Genomic DNA, 17,643 nt, shown 5'->3' on the forward strand with positions numbered 1-17,643 from the left:
CTGTCACAGGAAGCTTTGGTGCAGGATCATGTGTTGTCAACGGGCCATCCCCTTGGTTCCCGCAACGGCACCTGCCCACAGATGTCAGTGAGGAGCAGACCATGACCCCCGAGACCCTATTTTCGCTGCAAGGCAAAACCGCACTGGTGACAGGTGGTGCAACCGGCATTGGGCGCATGGCGGCCGAGGCTTTGGTCAGGGCCGGGGCCCATGTCCTGATTGCCTCGCGCAAAGGCGATGCCTGCGCAGCAGTTGCCGAAGAGCTGAACGCGCTGGATGCACCGGGCGGCGCGGTTGGATTTGGCGGGGATCTGGGAAGCCAGGAAGGGATTGACGCACTGGTTGCGGACATTGATGCGCGCACTGAACGCCTTGATATTCTTATGAATAACTCCGGCGTAAGCTGGGGCGCGCCAATGGGGCAGTTCCCGTATGACGCTTGGGACAAGGTCATGTCCGTCAACGTTGCTGGTATATTTGACCTGACCCAGAAACTGTTGCCCTTGCTGATGAAATCCGGCACCGCCGAAGATCCTGCTCGGGTCGTCAATGTCGGCTCGGTCATGGGTGAGGTCCCGATGGGCGATGGGGCCTATAGCTATTCGGCGTCCAAAGCAGCGGTGCTGCACCTGACCAAAATCTTGGCGAAAGAGTTGTCGCCTTACCATGTCACCGTGAACGCCCTGGCACCGGGGCCGTTCGTGTCGCGCATGACAGCTTTTGCCACAGCGGACGAAGATACTCGCGCCAAGGTCGGCAAGTCCGTCCCTCTGGGCCGCGTGGGCCGGGACGAGGATATTGCGGGCTGTATGCTGTTTCTGTGCGGACGCGGTGGCAGTTACGTGACCGGTGCGGTTATCCCAGTATCAGGTGGCATTAACGTTGTGACCGCTGGCAATATCTTTGAAGCTGCGTTATAAGTGCGAGGGCCAGTTATGAGCACCGAAACCGATCTGGACCTGGATGCTGTCGACGCCTACCTGTCCCAACATCTGGCGGCGTATGAAGGCCCGCTGGACGCCACGAAATTCGCCATCGGCCAGTCGAACCCGACCTTCCGGTTGCGTACCCCAAAACAGTCGTACGTTTTGCGCCGCAAACCCCCGGGTGTGCTGCTGAAATCCGCCCATGCGGTGGATCGAGAGTTCCGGGTGCAACGCGCCCTTGCAGACAGCCGCGTTCCGGTGCCGCGCATGCTGTTACTGTGCGAGGATGATTCGGTGATCGGATCGGCCTTCTACTTAATGGAACATCTGGAAGGCCGGGTTTTTCTTGAGCCGCAGATGGAGGGCGAAAGCAACGATGCCCGCCGCGCGGTCATCGACGAAATGAACCGGGTTCTGGCAGAGTTGCATATGGTGGACATCGACGCCGCTGGTCTGACTGACTACGGCCCGACGGGGAACTATTTCGAACGCCAGATCTCACGCTGGACCAAGCAATACCGCGCATCCGAAACCGCGAACATTGCGGACATGGACAGGTTGATCGGCGCGCTGGAGACGTCGCTTCCGCAGGATGACGGGCAACGGACGCTGGTGCATGGTGATTATCGCATCGACAATCTGATGTTCGCCCCAAATGGCACAGATTGCATCGGTGTTCTGGATTGGGAACTGTCGACCATCGGCCATCCCTATGCAGATCTGGCCGCCGTGATCATGCAGTGGCAAATGCCTCCGGGAAAAGAGGGGCGCGGGCTGGCGGGAATCGACCGGGATGCTCTGGGCCTGCCTAGCGATCGGGCCTTTGTCGCACAATATTGCGAACGACGCGGTCTGCCAGGGATCGACAATTTCGGCTTCTATCTGGCCTTCAACTTCTTTCGGATGGCGGGGATTTTGCAAGGCGTCTACAAACGCGCGCTGGATGGCAACGCATCCGATCCAAAACGCGCCCAAGCGTTCGGAGCCTATGTTCCCATCTTCGCGCAACACGGGCTGGCCGCGCTGGAACAACGTTAGGTTGGGTCGTCAAGCATTTAACTTTTCAGAGAAAGCTCAAGGTCGAGATTGGCAAGGCTGTTCTTGCCAAAAAACATCTCGGACCCCACGAACATGCTGGGAACACCAAAGGCGCCGCGTCTGACGATGTCCTTGGTCTGTTCTTTCAGCAGTTGCTTGGTCTCAGGTGCGGCGATTGCTTCGCGGATCTTGCGGACGGGCAGTTCGGCCTCGCGCAGGATCTCGGACAACACATTCAGCTCATCGACCTTTTGACCGTGCACCCAAATCGCATCAAACACTGCGTCTATATATTTGTTTTCCCATGGCTTTCCGGATGCAAAATACGCGCCGCGCATGGCGAATTTGGTGTTCACCGGAAAATGCGGGCTCATGTGAAAGCTTACGCCGCGACGGCGGGCAAAGCGATGCAGATCATGGGTCAGATAGGATGATTTCTGACGGTTCTCTGAAAAAGCCTCGAACGGGCTTTGGTTATGCGTGGATTTGAAGATAACCGGCAACATCACCGGGACCGGCACGACCGTCGCCTTGTGCCCCTTGGCGATTTTCGGCAGCATTTTATACGCGAGAAACGCGTTCGGGCTGCAAAAATCGTAAACGAAATCTATGGTTTGCGCCATGTCGGTACTCCAAAAGAAGGTGTCGGCAGATCTTTAGAACAGGCACGCAACGAATCTGCGACGGGGGCAGTCTTTCATAGAAAGTAATCGCTTATGGCCTGCACATTGCAAGGGACAAACTTCGCGTTGCTGGCATAGGGTGAGATCAGGCAGCTTTCAGACAGGTTCATCATGACATCCTTCGACCAAAACCGCCTGAACCGCATCCGCACCTGGATGGATCGGTATGTCACGCAGCGCAAATACGCGGGCAGCGCGTTTTTGCTGACACATCAAGGTACCGAGGTGTTCTTTCACGCCTGCGGCCAGCGCAGTGTTGAAAATAATCTGCCGTTTCAGCGGGACACGCTGACCCGGATTTACTCAATGACCAAACCGATCACGTCGGTCGGGCTGATGATGTTGGCCGAGAAGGGGCTGTTCCACCTGGATACGCCTCTGTCCGATTTTCTTCCGGAATTCAGTGGGATGCAGGCGCTTGTTCCCGGTGCCGAACGGTTGGATCAAACCGAGGATGCGCCGACGCCAACGCTTCATCAGTTGCTGACGCATACCAGCGGGTTCAGCTATCCGTTCAATCCAGGCCTTTTGCCCGAAGCGATGGATGAACAGGATCTGTTATTCAAGCCTAACCAAGGGGTTTTGGCAGATCGTGTCCGTGATCTGGCCGCGTTTCCGTTGGCGTTTCAACCCGGTTCGCGGTGGGAATACTCGGTCAGCACGGATGTGTTGGGCCGCGTGATCGAAATCGTGTCCGGCCTGCCGCTGGATCGGTATTTCGCGCAAGAGATATTCGCACCACTTCAGATGACCGAAACCGGCTTTTCGGTGCCTCAAGGGGCAGGGGACCGGTTTGCCTCGCTCTACTCGCCCTTGTCCGGCGACGCCATGGCGCTGAACTCTGCCGAGCGGGGCACGGAAACTCTAAGCCTTGTGGATGAGGCCGGATCATCGCCCTTTGAACGCACGACCACATTTTCCGGCGGCGGCGGGTTGATCAGCACCATCGACGATTATGCGAGGTTTGTCGAAATGCTGCGCAATCGGGGGGCTTTTAACGGTCACCGCCTGCTGGGGCCGAAGACCGTAGATTTCATGCTTTGCAACCACTTACCGGGCGATATTGCCTCTATGGGTCCCAGCAGTTTTGCCGAACAACCGATGGAGGGGATGGGTTTTGGTCTGGGCGGATCGATCGTCCTGAACCCGGGCAGGGTGCGTGTGCCGGGGTCGGTCGGGGATTTCAGCTGGGGCGGCATGGCCTCGACCTATTTCTGGCTCGACCCGCAGAACGATCTGACAGCCGTCTTTTTTACCCAATTGTCGCCATCCAGTTCCTATCCGTCCCGGACCGAGTTAAAGGCGCTGGTTCTGGCCGCCATGATTGAATGATCCGATACCGGCTGATACCCAAAGCACGATCACTTCCGGAGACAGGACCATGACCGAAGCCGAACGTATTCTTCTTGACCTTCTGGATATTGAACGGCTTGAGGTTGATCTGTTCCGGGGCACCGGGTCTGGCGGCGAAACCCCGACCCGCATCTTTGGCGGGCAGGTGATCGCCCAAGCCCTGGCCGCAGCCTATCGAACGGTTGAGGATCGGCTTTGCCATTCTTTGCATGCCTATTTCATTCGTCCCGGCGATCCTTCGATCCCTGTTATTTATCAAGTGGATAGAGCGCGGGATGGAGGCTCTTTTACAACTCGTCGGGTCGTTGCGGTTCAGCATGGGCGGCAAATTTTGAACATGTCGGCTTCGTTTCATGTTCAGGATGAAGGATGGGAACATCAGCATGCGATGCCCGCACTGAACGGGCCAGAAACCTATCCGTCCCGAGCCGGGCTTCGGGGCAAATACCTGGACCGCGTTCCCGAGAGACTTCGCAAGGAACTGATGCGCGAACGTCCTATCGAAGTACGAGAGGTTGGGCATCTGGACCCGTTCAATCCGGCGGTGGCAGATGACCGCAACCAGATCTGGTTCCGCATGGGGGCCGCCGCAACCGCTGATGCCCGAACACAGCACCTGTTGCTGGCATATGCCTCGGATATGGGGCTGCTGAGTTCGGGAATGCGCCCGCATGGGCTAAGCTGGTTCACCGGACAGGTGAACGGCGCAAGCCTTGATCATACAATGTGGTTTCATGCGCCGGTGCGTTTCGAGAACTGGCATCTTTACGCGATGGATTCACCGTGGTCAGGGCAGGGACGCTCGTTCAATCGCGGCTCGATCTATTCGCAGGACGGAGTTTTGGTTGCGTCGGTCGCGCAGGAAGGTTTGATGCGCAAGCCACAGTCGAGGGTTTAGTTATCTTCCACAAACTGTTGATTTAACTTCCGCATTCCGATCAGCCAACGATCATAGTCGGCGGATTTGAGGCGGATGTAATCCAGAACCTGAGGGTGTGGCAGAACAAGAAACTGTTCGGCGCGAATGGCCTCGACACAGGCGTTTGCGACGTCTTCGGGTTCCAGCATTCCGTCTATGGCGGCGACCGAAGCCTCGTGCCCGCGCGTCATCTCGGACCGCACGGCCTGAGGGCACAGGACCGATACGCCCAGGCCTTTATGGCCATAGGTCAAGGACAACCATTCGGCAAATCCGACGGCTGCGTGTTTCGTGACCCCATACGGCGCTGCGCCCGGTTGGTTCAAAAGTCCGGCTGCTGAGGCCGTGATCAGCACATAGCCTTTGCCACGTTCGATCATGCGCGGCACCAGATGACGCGCCATCCAGACATGAGACATAACGTTGATGGTCCAGATCCTGTTCCAGTTGTCATCCGGAACATCCGGGCCGCCAAGCGTCAGGATGCCAGCATTTGCACAGAACAGATCTATCGGCGCGATCTCGCTTTCAACATGATCGATCAAAGCTTTGATCTGCGCTTCGCTGGACACATCACAGGGATAGGCATGGCCGCCGATACCAGCGGCAACGGCTTGTGCGGCTGCAAGATCAATGTCCGAACACACGACCGTTGCACCGTCCTGCGCAAACCGCTGAGCCAGACCTTTGCCAATGCCGCCAGCGGCGCCGGTTACAACAACTGTTTTTCCATTTAGATCCATGGGGCGTTTCCGATGTGGTTCAGTTATGTGCGCTAAGCGTAAGGTTTTGCAGTGTTTTCAAATTAAGTTATTTTACATAATACTGATTATACGCTTACCAGAACACTGCTCTCACTGCCGCCAAACGCGCGGTTGGCGGCAGATTTGGGATTGGGCGCAAGGCTTAATAAAACGCCTGCAACCCCGTCTGAGCACGCCCCAGTATCAGCGCATGGACATCATGCGTGCCTTCGTAAGTATTCACGGTCTCCAGATTGACCATGTGGCGGATTACGTGGAACTCCAGCGAAATGCCGTTGCCGCCGTGCATGTCACGGGCCATGCGTGCAATGTCCAGCGCCTTGCCGCAGTTGTTGCGTTTCACAATCGACACCATCTCGGGCGCGGCCTCGGCCTGGTCCAACAAACGACCGACACGCAAGCTGGCCTGCAGGCCCAAGGCGATCTCGGTCTGCATATCCGCCAGTTTGCGCTGGAACAATTGCGTCTGAGCAAGCGGCTTGTCGAACTGCTTACGGTCCAGCCCATATTGACGCGCCGCGTGCCAACAGTGTTCCGCAGCCCCCATGACGCCCCAGCTGATGCCATAGCGGGCGCGGTTCAGACAGCCGAACGGACCTTTGAGGCCCTGAACATGCGGCAGCAACGCACCCTCGCCCACTTCAACGCCGTCCAAAACGATTTCACCGGTGATCGACGCGCGCAGGCTTAGTTTGTTTTGAATCTTCGGCGCGCTCAGACCTTTCAACCCTTTGTCCAGAACAAACCCGCGAATTTTGCCGTCATGCGCATCGGACTTGGCCCAGACCACGAATACATCCGCAATCGGAGCGTTGGAGATCCACATTTTGCTGCCGGTCAACCGGTAGCCACCGTCGATTTTCTCGGCCCGCGTTTTCATGCCTGCGGGATCCGAGCCTGCATCAGCTTCGGTCAAGCCAAAACAACCGATCCATTCGCCAGAAGCCAGTTTCGGCAGGTATTTTTGACGCTGTTCTTCGCTGCCGTAGGCATAGATCGGATACATGACCAGCGAGCTTTGCACCGACATCATCGAGCGATATCCGGAATCCACACGCTCAATCTCGCGCGCTACAAGGCCGTAGGACACGTAGTTGCCGCCCAAACCGCCGTATTCCTCCGGGATCGTGGTGCCCAGCAGGCCCATCTCACCCATCTCACAGAAAATCTCAGGATCGGTTTCTTCGTTCTGGTAAGCAGCGGTCACGCGCGGCAGCAGCTTTTCCTGAGCATAGGCCCGGGCGCTGTCGGTGATCATCCGCTCGTCTTCTTGCAGTTGGTCAGACAGGCGGAACGGGTCTTCCCACGAGAATTTACCCAGATCCGGCGCGTCCTTGGCCCGCACGGTCGGTTTCGTTTGAGGCGCGTTCATTGTGCTTCTCCGCTTGATCAGATTTGCTGCACCCTAACGTGGGTCTGCCGCAATAAACAGCAAGAGTTTGGCACGTGTCCACAAGCAATTGTCATGGGCAGGAAACCGGTGTCTGAGCTCCCTGCCCTTGATGTGTTATCCCAAAGCGTAACCGGCGCCGCGCACGGTGCGCACAGGGTCTTCACCGCCATGTTGCGTCAATGCCTTGCGCAGCCGACCGATATGAACATCGACGGTCCGCGTATCGACATAGATGTCGCGGCCCCAGACCCGATCCAGCAGTTGCTCGCGGCTCCAGACGCGTCCCGGTTTTTCCATGAAGGTACTCAGCAGCCTGAACTCGGTCGGGCCCAGTTTCAGTGGCTTGCTGTCGCGGCTGACCTTATGCGTCTCGGAATCCAGAACAATGTCGTCGAACTCCAACAGGATGCCCACGGTCGCCGGGCGCACACGCCGCAATTGGGTGCGCACGCGGGCCATCAGTTCGACAACCGAATAAGGTTTGACAACATAGTCGTCTGCGCCCGTTTCAAGGCCGCGCACCTTGTCCACTTCTTCCGAGCGAGCCGATAGCATGATGATCGGGATCGAGCGGGTATCAGGCCGGGTTTTCAGCCGCCGACAAACCTCGATCCCGCTGAGATTGGGCATCATCCAGTCCAGAACGATGATGTCGGGGCTGTCTTCATCCACCAGAAGCAATGCTTCGTCACCGCTGGCGGCTTTGGAAACCCGAAACCCTTCGGCCTCAAGGTTGTAGGCCAGCACTTCACGCTGGGCGAGCTCATCCTCGACAACCAGGACAGTTGGCTGATCTGCGGACATCTTCTGCGTCTCCTAGACGGTTTGCGACGTGGTGTCGGCCTTGGGCCGCGCCTCGGCCGGGCGTTCACCCGTGACCAGATAGACCACCTGTTCGGCAATCGAGGTCACGTGATCGCCCATCCGTTCAATATTCTTGGCGATGAAATGCAGGTGCATACAGGCCGAGATGTTGCGCGGGTCCTCAGCCATATAGGTCAGGAACTCGCGGAACAGGCCGTTATACATCTGGTCGACATCTTCATCGCGGTTGATGACGTCGGTCGCCAGTTCGGCATCGCGCTGGATATAGGCGTCCAGGGCGTCGCGCAGCATCCGTTCGACTTCGCGCGCCATGCGGCGCAGAGCGGCGGCACTGCCGTTGACCTCGCCTGCATCGACCAGAACCGTGGTACGCTTGGCGATGTTCTTGGCATAGTCACCGATCCGTTCGAGGTTGCCGGATACTTTCAGCACTGAAAGAACCAGACGCAGGTCGCTGGCTGTCGGTGCGCGCAGCGCGATCAGGCGGGCCGTTTCCTCATCGATCACCTCTTCCAGCGCGTCGATGGCCTTGTCGCCCTGCCGCACTTCCTGCGCCAGTTCCACGTCGCGGGATTCAAGCGAGCGGGCGGCGCTCATAATAGCGGCTTCAACCAACCCGCCCATCTTCATGATATGCGCCTGGATGGCCTCTAGGTCACGGTCGAAAGCAGATGCAATATGTTGTTCGCTCATATCGGTCATATCTGAATACCTGTGCTCAGCCGATGCGGCCTGTGATGTAGCTTTCCGTGCGCGGATCTACGGGGTTGGTGAAGATCTGGCCGGTTTCTCCGAACTCGACCAGATTGCCCAGATGGAAGAACGCGGTTTTCTGGCTGACGCGCGCGGCCTGTTGCATCGAGTGGGTGACGATCACCACTGAATACTGCGCACGCAGTTCGTCGATCAGTTCCTCGACTTGCGCGGTCGCAATGGGGTCCAGCGCCGAGCATGGCTCGTCCATCAGCAGAACTTCCGGCTCAGTCGCTACGGCGCGAGCAATGCACAGGCGCTGCTGCTGACCACCCGACAGGCCGGTGCCGGGGGCATCGAGGCGGTCCTTGACCTCATCCCAGATTGCACCGCGGCGCAGCGATTTCTCAACGATCTCATCCAGTTCCGCCTTGTTCTTGGCCAAGCCGTGGATGCGCGGGCCGTAGGCTACGTTGTCATAGATCGACTTGGGGAACGGGTTCGGTTTCTGGAACACCATACCGACCTTGGCGCGCAATTGCACCGGATCGACGCGCTTGTCATAGATGTCTTCGCCATCCAGTTTGAAACTGCCCTTAACGCGCGCCACGTCGATTGTGTCGTTCATCCGGTTCAGGCAGCGCAGAAAGGTGGACTTGCCGCAGCCCGACGGGCCGATGAACGCGGTGACGGTTTTGTCTTCGATGTCGACATTCACATCTTTGATGGCGTGGGTGTCGCCGTAGTAGACTTGGCAGTCCCGGCACTCCAGCTTGATTTCATTGGTGTCCACTTGTCTCTCCACTCGCGACATGTCGTTCATAGTATAGCCCCTTTTTACCAGCGGCGTTCAAAGCGGCGGCGCAGGATGATTGCGATGATGTTCATGGTCAGCAAGAACATCAGCAGAATGATGATCCCGCCCCAGGCCTTTTCGTAGAAACCCACATCGGCGCGGGCGGCCCAGGTGTAGATCTGGGCGGGCATGGCCGAGTTTGCTTCGGTAAAGCCAGCAAGGAAGCCGTCGGGGTAGCCACGGGCCACAAAGCCTACCATCCCGATCAGCAGCAGCGGCGCGGTTTCTCCCAAAGCCTGCGCCAGACCGATGATGGTTCCGGTCAGGATACCGGGCGCAGCCAGCGGCAGCACGTGGTGGAACACCGCCTGCATTTTCGAGGCCCCTACCCCAAGTGCGGCATCGCGGATCGACGGAGGAACCGCCTTCAGCGACGCGCGGGTCGAGATGATGATCGTCGGCAATGTCATCAGCGTCAGCACCAGACCACCGACCAGCGGGGCCGATTGCGGCAGGTGCATGAACTGGATGAACACAGCCAGACCGAGGATACCGAACACAATCGACGGAACAGCGGCGAGGTTCGAGATATTTACCTCGATCAGATCGGTAAACTTGTTCTGCGGCGCGAATTCTTCCAGATAGATCGATGCCGCCACACCAATCGGCAGGGACAGGCCCAGAACGACCAGCATCATGAAGAACGAACCCACGACCGAGGCGCCGATACCAGCACCGCCGGGGTTGTCCACGCCCGAGTCTGCGCCGGTGATGAACGGCCAGTTGAAGACCTGCTTGATGATCCCGGCCTCTTCCAGCGCATCCACCAGATCCAGATCGCTTTTCTGCAGGAAGCGGCTGTCCTGAATGCTGTCGCGTGACACGCGGCCTTTGTAATAGCCGTCCACCCGGCTGGACGCCGCCAGATCAAACTCAACCGGTTGGCCCAACTGATCCGGGTTGTCCGCATAGAACGTCCGAATGGTTCCGCCGACTTTACCCAGAAGACGTTCAATCGCGGCCTCGTCGAAATCGACCTCAAGACCGCTTTCCTCCAGCTCTTTGTTCAAGGCCGCGATGAACAGGTCAGAATAGGCCTTGGTCTTGAACAGGGTGCTTTCGGCCTCTTCCTGTTCCTGCTCGGTCAGTGTGAATTCCACGCTGACAACGGTCCGGGTAAAGGCCGGGATCCCTTCGGACAAGATCGAGGCGAACAGGACGAGCAGAAAGAACAGGCCGGTAGCAATGGCCACGATCCCATAAGCGCGAAAGCGTTTTTCGGCATTGGCACGTTTGCGGGTATGTGCGTCTGACGCGGTGAGCGACACAGATTTGCGACGCGGCTCAGAGGTTTGCATGCTTGCGTCGGTCATTCGTACTGCTCCCGGTACTTACGCACGATGTAAAGGGCAAAGACGTTCAGGCCCAGCGTGACAACGAACAGTGTCATGCCAAGCGCAAAGGCAACCAGCGCTTCGGGCGAGGCAAAATCTGCATCGCCAGTCAGCTGGCTTACGATTTTCGCGGTGACGGTTGTCATCGCCTCAAAGGGGTTCAGGCTAAGCCGCGCTGCGGCCCCTGCCCCCAGAACCACGATCATGGTCTCACCAATGGCGCGCGAGGCTGCCAGCAGGATGGCCCCCACGATCCCCGGCAACGCGGCAGGCAGAACCACCTGACGAATGGTTTCGGACTGCGTGGCACCCAATCCATAGGACCCGTCGCGCATCGCTTGTGGCACAGCGTTGATGATGTCGTCGGACAGAGACGAGACAAACGGGATCAGCATGATGCCCATGACCAGACCGGCAGTCATCACAGCCGTACCGGCTTTCATCCAGCCCAAACCTTCATCGCCGAAGACGCCCAGCAGCATCGGGCCAACGGTCAGCAGGGCGAACAGGCCGTAGACGATGGTCGGGATACCAGCCAGAACTTCGAGCAGCGGCTTGGCAATCGAACGAACGGCGGGCGAGGCATATTCGCTGAGGTAAATCGCAGCGAACAGGCCAATCGGCACCGCCACCAGCAAGGCAACGACCGAGATATACAGCGTGCCCCACAGCAGCGGTAGGATGCCAAGATCCGACGCGCCACCCCGACCCGAAAAGCTGGGCGCCCAGGTGGTGCCAAAGAAGAAATCAGAGGCGGGGTATAGTCGGAAGAACTCCCACGTGTTGAAGACCAACGACAGAACGATGCCGACGGTTGTCAGGATGGCGATGGACGCGGCGGCCAGTAGCAAAATGCGAACGCTCTGCTCAACCACATTTCGGGCGCGATAGCTGGCATTGGTTTGCACCAGGCTGACGGCTGCGCCTGCCAATGCAACAAGGATCACAGCGATCGTCATCACCAGATAGCCGCTTGCATTCATCACGCGATAGCGCTGCGCGGCTTGAAGAACCGGTTGCGTGATGGTCGATGTCACAACCTGCCCGGCGTCTTTCAAAAGTTGCGTGATGTCGGCGACATCCGCGCTTGGGTTTTGGGCGACGGCCTCATCCAACTGACCCTGAGTGATGGCGGCATCCAGCCCCGACGCGGTACGGCGCACCTCGGCCATGACCAGCCCGCGCGACGAGCCTTCCTGAATGGCCGAATCCGGGATCATCCCCGAGATCTGAGAGTTCACGAATAACGGCTGCGCCAGCAGCCACACGATCAACAACCCAAAGGCAGGTATGACCACCTTCAGCGCGACATTGGCACCGTAAAAGGACGGAAGGGAATGCAGTTCCCGACTGTCGCCCCCGGCGCTTTGCAAGGCGCGAGACCGCCCCAACACATAACCGACTGCCGCAATCGCCAAGACAATCAGAAAAAGCCAAATTATCGGCATAACGCCCCCACAGGTCTTGATCGGGAAGAGAAGAAACATGGGGGCGGCACAGAATGCCGCCCCCCGCAAATCATATCGAAGGGGGCTTAGCTGCCCGAACCCATGGTGACTTCGTTGGCAATCGCTTCCTGAGTTTTTGTCAGCTCAGGGTCAGCAACCAGACCATAGTTGGCCAGCGGGCTCGACGGGCCAGCAATTTCGTCAGCGGTGAAGAACTGAGCGTATTCTTTCAGGCCGGGGATCACGCCGATATGGGCTTTCTTGACGTAGAAGAACAGCGGACGCGACACGGGGTATTCACCGGTCGAGATGGTCTCGGTCGACGGTGCGATACCGGACATGGTCGCAACTTTCAGCTTGTCGGTGTTGTTCTCGTAGAACGCCAGACCAAAGACGCCGATGCCGTTCGGGTTGGTGTCGATACGTGCCAGAGTTTCGGTGTAGTCACCGTCGATGTCGACCGACTTGCCATCGGTGCGCACGTCCAGACATGCATCTTCGGCATCATCTTCGCTCATGCCGCCTGCAACCATGGCTTCCATTGCACCGGTTGCTTCACAGCCGATCAGCAGAACTTTTTCTTCGAACACTTCACGGGTGCCGTGCTTGGTGCCCGGAATGAAACCGGCGATTTCAACGTCAGGCAGGTCGCCGTTGAACTCGGCCCAGGTGTTGTAGGGGTTGTCGACGATCTCACCGTCTTTCAGAACCTTCGCGCCTAGGGCATTGAAGATGTCTGCAGGCTCAAACGCGGTGAAGGCAGGGCCAGACTGCTGGCTTGCGAAAACGATGCCGTCATAGCCGATGCGGACTTCCATGATGTCGGTCACGCCGTTTTCGGCACAGGCTTTGATTTCTTTTTCGCGGATGGCGCGCGATGCGTTTGCAACGTCGATGGTGTTTTCGCCAACGCCCTCACAGAAACGCTTCAGGCCCGCCGAAGAACCGCCCGATTCGACAACGGGTGTCGGGAAATCGGTGTTTTCACCAAACAGTTCAGCAACGATCGAGGCATAAGGCAGAACGGTCGACGAACCGGCAACCTGTACGTTGTCACGAGCTGCAGCAGTGGTTGCCGAGACGGCAGCGATTGCCAGCGCAGATGCCGACAGTTTTACAAAGGACATTTCAGTCTCCCTGAAAAGTAGAACTTGATCACCCCCATGATGATCTTGCGGGCACGTTTAAGTGAGGTGCGTAAGCCTTTTGTGACAGGTATGTAACAGCTTTATGACAGTCGTTATGAAAACTGAGTGACGTGACGCAAAGCTGCCATGCGCCGTTTACATACCGGCGGGTTCAACCGCGGACCCAGTCATTACCGTGGTAAAATAACAGTAAAGACCGATCCCTTGCCCAGATCGCTTTCCACGCGTAACCGCCCCCTGTGGCGATTGACGATGTGCTTTACAATCGCCAACCCCAACCCGGTTCCACCCAATTGACGCGAGCGGTGGCTGTCGGCGCGATAGAATCGCTCGGTCAGGCGTGGCAGGTGCACCGCGTCGATGCCCGGGCCTTTGTCCACGATCTGAACCCGGACCGCCGGGCCGCGCATGGCTGTGTCACGCTCGGACGGGACAATGCGCACTTCGACACTGCCGCCGCTGCCGCCATATTTGATGGCGTTCTCGATCAGGTTCGTGAACACTTGCCGCAACTGGTCGCTGTCACCGATCAATGACACCGGGTCCTGCGGCGCGTTCAAATTCAGGACGACACTGGCATCCTCGGCCAAGGGTTTCAGCGAGTTCAGCGTCGACTGCAAAAGCCCCGTCAGTTCCAGCTGTTCCTTGGGGCGCACCCTCTCTTCACTTTCCACACGGTTGAGCGACAGCAGATCGCCAACAAGCCTGTTCATCCGGTTCGCCTCATCCGTCATGATCTGAAGAAACCGATCCCGCGCCGCTGCGTCCTCGCGCGCGGGGCCGCGCAGGGTTTCAATAAAGCCCATCAGCGCCGTAAGGGGCGTGCGCAATTCGTGGCTGACATTTGCGACGAAGTCACGGCGCATCTGGCTTGCCTGTTCCAGATGGGTAATGTCCTGAAAGATGGCCAGAACCGCCCCGCCCGAGACGGCACCGACACCGTTCATATAGCGGCACTGAACTTCGAACGTCGTATCCTGCGCGCCGTCATTGGACAGATGCCGGGTTTTGCTGGGCCCTTTGCTGCGCAGGCTCTGCTCCATCGCGTCAATCACCTGCGGTTGGCGCAAGATGGTCGCGAAATGCCGACCTTGCATATTTTGCCCCAGCAGCGTGCGGGCATCGGTATTTGCGGCGATGATGCGCTCGGTCTGATCTACCATCAGCGCGGGCATCGGAATGGCCGACACTATTTCCGTAAGCAGGTCTTCTGACATCGGCTGATTCCGTACTTGTCCCGATCTGTCAGGACACAGGCCTCATGGTTTCGCGAAATTTGCGCATGTTCTGCTTATAATGCAGCGCGCTGAACGTGATCCGCTGGGCCGAGGCATCATCCAACTGGCGCACAACCTTGCCCGGTGATCCCATGACCAGCGAATTGTCCGGGATTTCCTTGTTCTCGGTAATCAGGGCCCCTGCCCCGATCAGACAATTCTTCCCGATCTTTGCCCCGTTCAGAACAATCGCGCCCATACCGATCAGAGTGTTTTCACCGATGGTGCAGCCATGCAGCATAACCTTGTGACCAATGGTGCAGTTCGCCCCGATGGTCAGCGGATAACCCGCATCGATATGCATGACACAATTTTCCTGAACATTGCTGCCTGCGCCCACCCGAATCTCTTCATGATCGGCGCGGATCGTGCAGCCGAACCAGACCGAGGCACCTTCTTCCAGAACGACCTTGCCGATCAGATTGGCATCCGGCGCGACCCAGGTGTCTTCATGGATTTCGGGCACGCGATCACCCAGGGCGTAAATGGTCATGACAGGGCCTCGAATTCGTTTTGCAATGTGCGGACGTGGTCTTGAAGCTTCGGCTGCTGAATGCGGCGCATCCGTTCGGCACTGACGATAGTTTTCAGTTTTTCCTCGGTCGCGTCCAGATCATCATTGACCAGAACATAGTCGTAATAGCCCCAATGGCTGATCTCATCCCAGCTTTTCAGCATCCGCTTTGCGATCACGTCTTCGCTGTCCTGACCCCGGCCTTCCAGACGGCGGCGCAGTTCGGGAATCGAGGGCGGCAGGATGAAGATCGACAACGCGTGTTTTCCAAGGTCCGAATTACGGATCTGAACCTCGCCCTGCCAATCCACGTCGAACAGCACGTCCTTGCCTGCATCGATCGACTCGCGCACCGGGCCAGCGGGGGAGCCATAGAAATTACCGAACACATGCGCGTGTTCCAGCATCTGGCCATTGGCGACCTGCTGTTTGAACTCATCCTCGGTCTGAAAATAATACTCGCGCCCGTGTTCTTCGCCCGGACGCGGGGCGCGGGTTGTGGCCGAGATCGAGAATTCCAGGCCGGTGTCCCAGGCCATTAGCCGACGGGCCAAAGTGGATTTGCCCGCGCCGGATGGCGAAGACAGGATGATAAGTAGCCCGCGGCGATCTGCCATTTCAGTTCTTCCTATTTTCATTCAACATTCTGCACCTGTTCGCGCATCTGATCGATCACGGCCTTGAGTTCCAGCCCGACCGACGTCAGTTCCGCGCTTTGCGCCTTGGAGCATAGGGTATTGGTCTCGCGATTGAACTCCTGCATCAGGAAATCCAGTTTCCGCCCCACGGCCCCGTCCTGCGCCAGCAGATCGCGCGCGGCGGCAACATGGGCGGTCAGGCGGTCAATCTCTTCCGTGATGTCGGCCTTGACCGCGATCAGCGCCAGTTCCTGCGCCACACGATCCGGATCAGCCCCCTGTGCATTATCCAAGACCCGCGCAAGGTTGTCGCGCAGGGCGTCTGCCATCTTGTCCTTGCGCTGTTCGGCCAGATCGGCAGCCTGCGCTGTCAGGGCTTCAACCTGATCCAGTTGAGCCCGCAGGATCTGGGCCAGCGCCTCCCCCTCGGTCCGGCGCATGTCGATGAAAGCCGCCAACAGGGACGCAAACTCGGATGTCAGATGCGCAACCAGCGGCGCGGGATCATCGGCTTCGGTGCCTGCCTCCATCATCCCCTTCAGGGCCAGCAAGTCGGTTGCCTTGGATGGGGCCAAGGTGATCCCCTTGGCTTCGGCCAACTCCTGCGTTTGCTGCAAGGCGTCCAGCGCCGCAGCCATTGCGGCTGCGTTCAAGGCCAGATCGGGTTGCGATTCATCACGGCTGAGGCGCATCGACAGGGTCACATTGCCCCGGCTCAGCGATTTGGACAGGGTGGCGCGCAACGCAGCCTCAAGCCCGGTCAGCCAGTCCGGCACGCGGATGCGCATGTCCAGGCCCTTACCATTGACGCTGCGCAGCTCCCAACTCCAGCTATGCGGGCCAAACTCCCCCGTCCCCGAGGCGAACCCGGTCATGGATCTGATCATGACTGCCCTTTCTGTCCCACACGTCTTTTTCTTGTCTGCCGCACCTAATGCCATTGGCCGGTCCAGAGCAAGAGTTTGCTCAACACGCAATTCATCCGCAGAAGTTAACCATTCGTTAAAGAATTCCTCCAAAATTGTATTAACCCGTGTCAATTTGGCCGTAGCACAGGCTGTCGGGCCGCGAATGCCCCCGATGCACTGCATTTTAGGAAAATGGCGATCAATTGACGGTAGGGTGATGGTAATGAAAACCTTTTTCGGGACTGGCTCCGGCTCAGAATTTGGAAAGATCGTCGCAATGGATCGCTTTGACAGTGGACGCTCTCTTTCGCCGATCCGTCAGGCCGAGGCGTATTGGACCGCGTTGCTTTCGGAAGACGGTGTGCCCATGCGGTCGCAGATCGACCCGCGTGGATTGGAAAACGTTCTGCAATACACGTTCATTCTGGAACGTATTGCACCCGGTCTGGCCCGGTTTCGGCTGGCGGGTACGCATCTGAACCAGCTTGCCGGTATGGAAGTGCGCGGCATGCCGTTCACCGCGTTTTTCGAGGCCGATGCCCGGCCCAAGGTCAAAGACACGCTGGAACAGGTGTTTTCGGCCCCCGCAACGGCCGAGATGGGGCTTGTGTCCGGCGGAGGGTTCGGTCGCACCCGCCTGCAGGCCCGTTTGATCCTATTGCCGTTGAAAAGCGATCTGGGCGATGTCAGCCGGATCATGGGCGTCATGCTTTGCGATGGCACCATCGGCCCTACCCCGCGCCGGTTCACGATCTCGGATCAGCGCATCAAGCCGGTCTCCGAGTTGCAGAGCCCGGCGGCACATGCGGCCAGAGAATCCGCAGGCTTTGCCGAAGATCAGGCCGGGTTCAAACCGGCGGCAAGTCATTTGCGTCTGGTTGTGTCCCGCGACGATTAACGAAAAACGGCGAGCCTTTGGCCCGCCG

The 17,643-nt window shown here is 58.3% G+C and carries 18 protein-coding genes; 5 read left to right on the forward strand and 13 right to left on the reverse strand.

Annotation, left to right across the window (positions count from 1 at the left end):
- The first annotated feature begins 101 nt into the window (after positions 1-101).
- Both ACR0LW_RS02000 and ACR0LW_RS02005 read left to right on the forward strand, forming a co-directional pair.
- The gene (locus ACR0LW_RS02000) at positions 102-920 is read left to right on the forward strand and encodes an SDR family oxidoreductase (protein ID WP_480881446.1); all 819 of its coding nucleotides are present in this window, start codon (positions 102-104) and stop codon (positions 918-920) included.
- A 15-nt stretch (positions 921-935) separates the two neighbouring features.
- Positions 936-1,964, forward strand: a complete 1,029-nt coding sequence (locus tag ACR0LW_RS02005) for a phosphotransferase family protein (protein ID WP_480881447.1) — start codon at positions 936-938, stop codon at positions 1,962-1,964.
- Positions 1,965-1,981: 17 nt separating this feature from the next.
- Here the strand turns inward: ACR0LW_RS02005 and ACR0LW_RS02010 are convergent, their stop codons facing one another.
- Positions 1,982-2,587, reverse strand: a complete 606-nt coding sequence (locus tag ACR0LW_RS02010) for a 2-hydroxychromene-2-carboxylate isomerase (RefSeq protein WP_170518604.1) — start codon at positions 2,585-2,587, stop codon at positions 1,982-1,984.
- A 171-nt stretch (positions 2,588-2,758) separates the two neighbouring features.
- On the opposite strand from ACR0LW_RS02010, the gene ACR0LW_RS02015 reads away from it, so the two are divergent.
- The gene (locus ACR0LW_RS02015) at positions 2,759-3,979 is read left to right on the forward strand and encodes a serine hydrolase domain-containing protein (RefSeq protein ID WP_480881448.1); all 1,221 of its coding nucleotides are present in this window, start codon (positions 2,759-2,761) and stop codon (positions 3,977-3,979) included.
- 49 nt (positions 3,980-4,028) lie between these two features.
- Positions 4,029-4,898, forward strand: coding sequence for an acyl-CoA thioesterase (locus ACR0LW_RS02020; RefSeq protein ID WP_480881449.1), 870 nt, complete (start codon positions 4,029-4,031; stop codon positions 4,896-4,898).
- Here the strand turns inward: ACR0LW_RS02020 and ACR0LW_RS02025 are convergent.
- From ACR0LW_RS02025 to ACR0LW_RS02080, 12 genes are all read right to left on the reverse strand, one after another.
- Entirely contained in the window at positions 4,895-5,662 is a 768-nt protein-coding gene (locus ACR0LW_RS02025; RefSeq protein ID WP_480881450.1) for an SDR family oxidoreductase, read from the reverse strand. The two genes, ACR0LW_RS02020 and ACR0LW_RS02025, sit on opposite strands and share 4 nt — an antisense overlap.
- A gap of 163 nt (positions 5,663-5,825) precedes the next feature.
- Entirely contained in the window at positions 5,826-7,055 is a 1,230-nt protein-coding gene (locus ACR0LW_RS02030) for an acyl-CoA dehydrogenase (RefSeq protein WP_480881451.1), read from the reverse strand.
- A 135-nt stretch (positions 7,056-7,190) separates the two neighbouring features.
- Complete coding sequence (gene phoB, locus ACR0LW_RS02035) at positions 7,191-7,880, reverse strand: phosphate regulon transcriptional regulator PhoB (RefSeq protein ID WP_170450676.1); 690 nt, start codon at positions 7,878-7,880, stop codon at positions 7,191-7,193.
- A gap of 12 nt (positions 7,881-7,892) precedes the next feature.
- Positions 7,893-8,594, reverse strand: a complete 702-nt coding sequence (phoU, locus tag ACR0LW_RS02040; RefSeq protein WP_170450675.1) for a phosphate signaling complex protein PhoU — start codon at positions 8,592-8,594, stop codon at positions 7,893-7,895.
- Positions 8,595-8,619: 25 nt separating this feature from the next.
- Positions 8,620-9,408: a phosphate ABC transporter ATP-binding protein PstB gene (gene pstB / locus ACR0LW_RS02045; protein WP_480582213.1), complete on the reverse strand. Its 789-nt coding sequence runs from the start codon at positions 9,406-9,408 to the stop codon at positions 8,620-8,622.
- Positions 9,409-9,431: 23 nt separating this feature from the next.
- Positions 9,432-10,763: a phosphate ABC transporter permease PstA gene (gene pstA / locus ACR0LW_RS02050; RefSeq protein WP_480881452.1), complete on the reverse strand. Its 1,332-nt coding sequence runs from the start codon at positions 10,761-10,763 to the stop codon at positions 9,432-9,434.
- Positions 10,760-12,232: a phosphate ABC transporter permease subunit PstC gene (gene pstC, locus ACR0LW_RS02055; RefSeq protein ID WP_480881749.1), complete on the reverse strand. Its 1,473-nt coding sequence runs from the start codon at positions 12,230-12,232 to the stop codon at positions 10,760-10,762. The genes pstA and pstC overlap by 4 nt, the downstream gene beginning before the upstream one ends.
- An 86-nt stretch (positions 12,233-12,318) precedes the next feature.
- Positions 12,319-13,359, reverse strand: coding sequence for a substrate-binding domain-containing protein (locus ACR0LW_RS02060; RefSeq protein ID WP_480881453.1), 1,041 nt, complete (start codon positions 13,357-13,359; stop codon positions 12,319-12,321).
- Between the two features lie 191 nt (positions 13,360-13,550).
- Positions 13,551-14,597, reverse strand: a complete 1,047-nt coding sequence (locus tag ACR0LW_RS02065) for an ATP-binding protein (protein WP_170450665.1) — start codon at positions 14,595-14,597, stop codon at positions 13,551-13,553.
- A gap of 28 nt (positions 14,598-14,625) precedes the next feature.
- The gene (locus ACR0LW_RS02070; protein WP_480881454.1) at positions 14,626-15,150 is read right to left on the reverse strand and encodes a gamma carbonic anhydrase family protein; all 525 of its coding nucleotides are present in this window, start codon (positions 15,148-15,150) and stop codon (positions 14,626-14,628) included.
- Entirely contained in the window at positions 15,147-15,788 is a 642-nt protein-coding gene (gmk, locus tag ACR0LW_RS02075; RefSeq protein ID WP_170450661.1) for a guanylate kinase, read from the reverse strand. The genes ACR0LW_RS02070 and gmk overlap by 4 nt, the downstream gene beginning before the upstream one ends.
- 17 nt (positions 15,789-15,805) lie before the next feature.
- On the reverse strand, positions 15,806-16,696 hold the full coding sequence (locus ACR0LW_RS02080) for a YicC/YloC family endoribonuclease (protein WP_480581148.1): 891 nt from the start codon (positions 16,694-16,696) through the stop codon (positions 15,806-15,808).
- Between the two features lie 298 nt (positions 16,697-16,994).
- Here ACR0LW_RS02080 and ACR0LW_RS02085 point away from each other — a divergent pair, with 298 nt between their 5' ends.
- Entirely contained in the window at positions 16,995-17,615 is a 621-nt protein-coding gene (locus ACR0LW_RS02085) for a PAS domain-containing protein (protein WP_480881455.1), read from the forward strand.
- The last annotated feature ends 28 nt before the right edge of the window (positions 17,616-17,643 follow it).

Source organism: Ruegeria sp. N4, from assembly GCF_056531425.1.

What these genes read in the sequence shown, in the direction of transcription:
- pstC (WP_480881749.1), bottom strand. Translation starts at nt 12,232, where the DNA reads ATGCCGATAATTTGGCTTTTTCTGATTGTCTTGGCGATTGCGGCAGTC.
- pstB (WP_480582213.1), bottom strand. Translation starts at nt 9,408, where the DNA reads ATGTCGCGAGTGGAGAGACAAGTGGACACCAATGAAATCAAGCTGGAG.
- ACR0LW_RS02080 (WP_480581148.1), bottom strand. Translation starts at nt 16,696, where the DNA reads ATGATCAGATCCATGACCGGGTTCGCCTCGGGGACGGGGGAGTTTGGC.
- gmk (WP_170450661.1), bottom strand. Translation starts at nt 15,788, where the DNA reads ATGGCAGATCGCCGCGGGCTACTTATCATCCTGTCTTCGCCATCCGGC.
- ACR0LW_RS02065 (WP_170450665.1), bottom strand. Translation starts at nt 14,597, where the DNA reads ATGTCAGAAGACCTGCTTACGGAAATAGTGTCGGCCATTCCGATGCCC.
- pstA (WP_480881452.1), bottom strand. Translation starts at nt 10,763, where the DNA reads ATGACCGACGCAAGCATGCAAACCTCTGAGCCGCGTCGCAAATCTGTG.
- ACR0LW_RS02015 (WP_480881448.1), top strand. Translation starts at nt 2,759, where the DNA reads ATGACATCCTTCGACCAAAACCGCCTGAACCGCATCCGCACCTGGATG.
- ACR0LW_RS02000 (WP_480881446.1), top strand. Translation starts at nt 102, where the DNA reads ATGACCCCCGAGACCCTATTTTCGCTGCAAGGCAAAACCGCACTGGTG.
- phoU (WP_170450675.1), bottom strand. Translation starts at nt 8,594, where the DNA reads ATGAGCGAACAACATATTGCATCTGCTTTCGACCGTGACCTAGAGGCC.
- ACR0LW_RS02060 (WP_480881453.1), bottom strand. Translation starts at nt 13,359, where the DNA reads ATGTCCTTTGTAAAACTGTCGGCATCTGCGCTGGCAATCGCTGCCGTC.
- ACR0LW_RS02030 (WP_480881451.1), bottom strand. Translation starts at nt 7,055, where the DNA reads ATGAACGCGCCTCAAACGAAACCGACCGTGCGGGCCAAGGACGCGCCG.
- ACR0LW_RS02005 (WP_480881447.1), top strand. Translation starts at nt 936, where the DNA reads ATGAGCACCGAAACCGATCTGGACCTGGATGCTGTCGACGCCTACCTG.
- ACR0LW_RS02025 (WP_480881450.1), bottom strand. Translation starts at nt 5,662, where the DNA reads ATGGATCTAAATGGAAAAACAGTTGTTGTAACCGGCGCCGCTGGCGGC.
- phoB (WP_170450676.1), bottom strand. Translation starts at nt 7,880, where the DNA reads ATGTCCGCAGATCAGCCAACTGTCCTGGTTGTCGAGGATGAGCTCGCC.
- ACR0LW_RS02010 (WP_170518604.1), bottom strand. Translation starts at nt 2,587, where the DNA reads ATGGCGCAAACCATAGATTTCGTTTACGATTTTTGCAGCCCGAACGCG.
- ACR0LW_RS02020 (WP_480881449.1), top strand. Translation starts at nt 4,029, where the DNA reads ATGACCGAAGCCGAACGTATTCTTCTTGACCTTCTGGATATTGAACGG.
- ACR0LW_RS02085 (WP_480881455.1), top strand. Translation starts at nt 16,995, where the DNA reads ATGGATCGCTTTGACAGTGGACGCTCTCTTTCGCCGATCCGTCAGGCC.
- ACR0LW_RS02070 (WP_480881454.1), bottom strand. Translation starts at nt 15,150, where the DNA reads ATGACCATTTACGCCCTGGGTGATCGCGTGCCCGAAATCCATGAAGAC.